At 38.3% G+C, this 1,701-nt stretch carries 3 rRNA genes; all 3 read left to right on the forward strand.

Annotated elements, in window-relative coordinates:
- A 23S ribosomal RNA gene (locus FZC88_RS23675) occupies window positions 1–168 on the forward strand; the annotation flags it as partial.
- A gap of 103 nt (window positions 169–271) precedes the next feature.
- A 5S ribosomal RNA gene (rrf, locus tag FZC88_RS23680) occupies window positions 272–388 on the forward strand.
- 1,119 nt (window positions 389–1,507) lie between these two features.
- Window positions 1,508–1,701, forward strand: a 16S ribosomal RNA gene (locus tag FZC88_RS23685); the annotation flags it as partial.

The raw sequence follows: 1,701 nt of genomic DNA on the forward strand, positions 1-1,701 counted from the left end.
GAAGGGATAAGTGCTGAAAGCATCTAAGCATGAAGCCCCCCTCGAGATGAGATTTCCCATCACGTAWGTGAGTAAGATCCCTAGAAGATGACTAGGTAGATAGGTCAGAGATGGAAGCATGGCGACATGTGGAGTTGACTGATACTAATCGATCGAGGACTTAACCACAAAGAGTCATTTTTWAAATGAACAACAATTGGTCGRTATTCGGCTTTCTTGACATCAATTCTTTATCTAGTTTTGAAGGAACAAYCCTTCAATTGAATATTCGTCTGGTGACAATGGCGAAGAGGTCACACCCGTTCCCATGCCGAACACGGAAGTTAAGCTCTTCAGCGCCGATGGTAGTTGGGGGATCTCCCCCTGTGAGAGTAGGACGTCGCCAGGCAAATGTGAGAAAGAGTAGCTCTTAGGGGCTGCTCTTTTTTGTGTTTACTTGTTAATGGATTCTTGGTTCGAAGAACAAATTGATTATAGGATAGAGAGGGCGGCTTTTTTGCGTTTTTATATGGTGGAGAAATTTTATTGAAGGCTGATCGTACAATTAAAATTAGCAATGAAGGACAGATTGCGATTAAAATACAGATAATATTTTTGGATGTATTTGGAAAAATACGCAATTCTAACACAAAATGTGACGCAATAACGGGTGTAAACGACGCAATTCCGATCTATTTTGACGCAATTATTTTTATGGTCCCTATAATGCTCTGATAATTGGAGCCACAATCTATAGTGTAGGTCTGATTATTACCTATCGCACATTGAATAGGGCTAAATCGTTCTATTTTTAATGATAAAAGACGCACTGATTCTAGTATTGAACGATTAATCTATTAGAAAGTTAAAATAAATATCAAAAAATACAAACTAAGATTAGCTTTTGCCTAAGAGTGTCGCAACTGATTTCGACTACCTTCAGATCTGGGACTCTCCCTCTCAATATATTTAGTCATCCTGCAGGAACTCAGCGTCATATCTCCATTCAGAATACCTCATCTAATCGCGGAGATACTCAGGTAACCTGAAATCATAGTCAAGCAGATATGTTTAAGATTCTTTTCTATGTGTATATATATAGTGTAGGTATTCTAAACTGAACACTCAGACATCTATAAATTATAAAAAAGGTATTGTTATTAAGTAGATGTTTGTGATATTATTGTTCTTCCGCCTTTTATAAGGGAAGTTAATTAATATCTCTTTTAGGCTCGTTTAAGTGTTTAATAACTTAGTAGATATAAAGCGAAAAAACATTTAAAAAGAAGTTGACTTCTGCGAAGTTAACTGGTAAAGTATTATTTGTTGCCGCAAACGGACAACAAAAACACGAGGAACTTGATTGAAACTATTTTGAAAAAGTTGTTGACATCAAATGAATGATCGTGTAACATAGTAAAGGTCGCTTCAAGAGAAGCACTTACACATTGAACCTTGAAAACTGAACAAAACAAGACAATACGTCAACGTTAATTCTAGATTTATTTTTAAAGAGCTATTCAAACTTTTATCGGAGAGTTTGATCCTGGCTCAGGACGAACGCTGGCGGCGTGCCTAATACATGCAAGTCGAGCGGATTGATGGGAGCTTGCTCCCATCAATCAGCGGCGGACGGGTGAGTAACACGTGGGTAACCTGCCTGTAAGACTGGGATAACTCCGGGAAACCGGGGCTAATACCGGATAACTCATTTCCTCGCAT

This window comes from Rossellomorea aquimaris (genome assembly GCF_008180865.1).
Taxonomy (GTDB): Bacteria; Bacillota; Bacilli; order Bacillales; family Bacillaceae_B; genus Rossellomorea; species Rossellomorea yichunensis.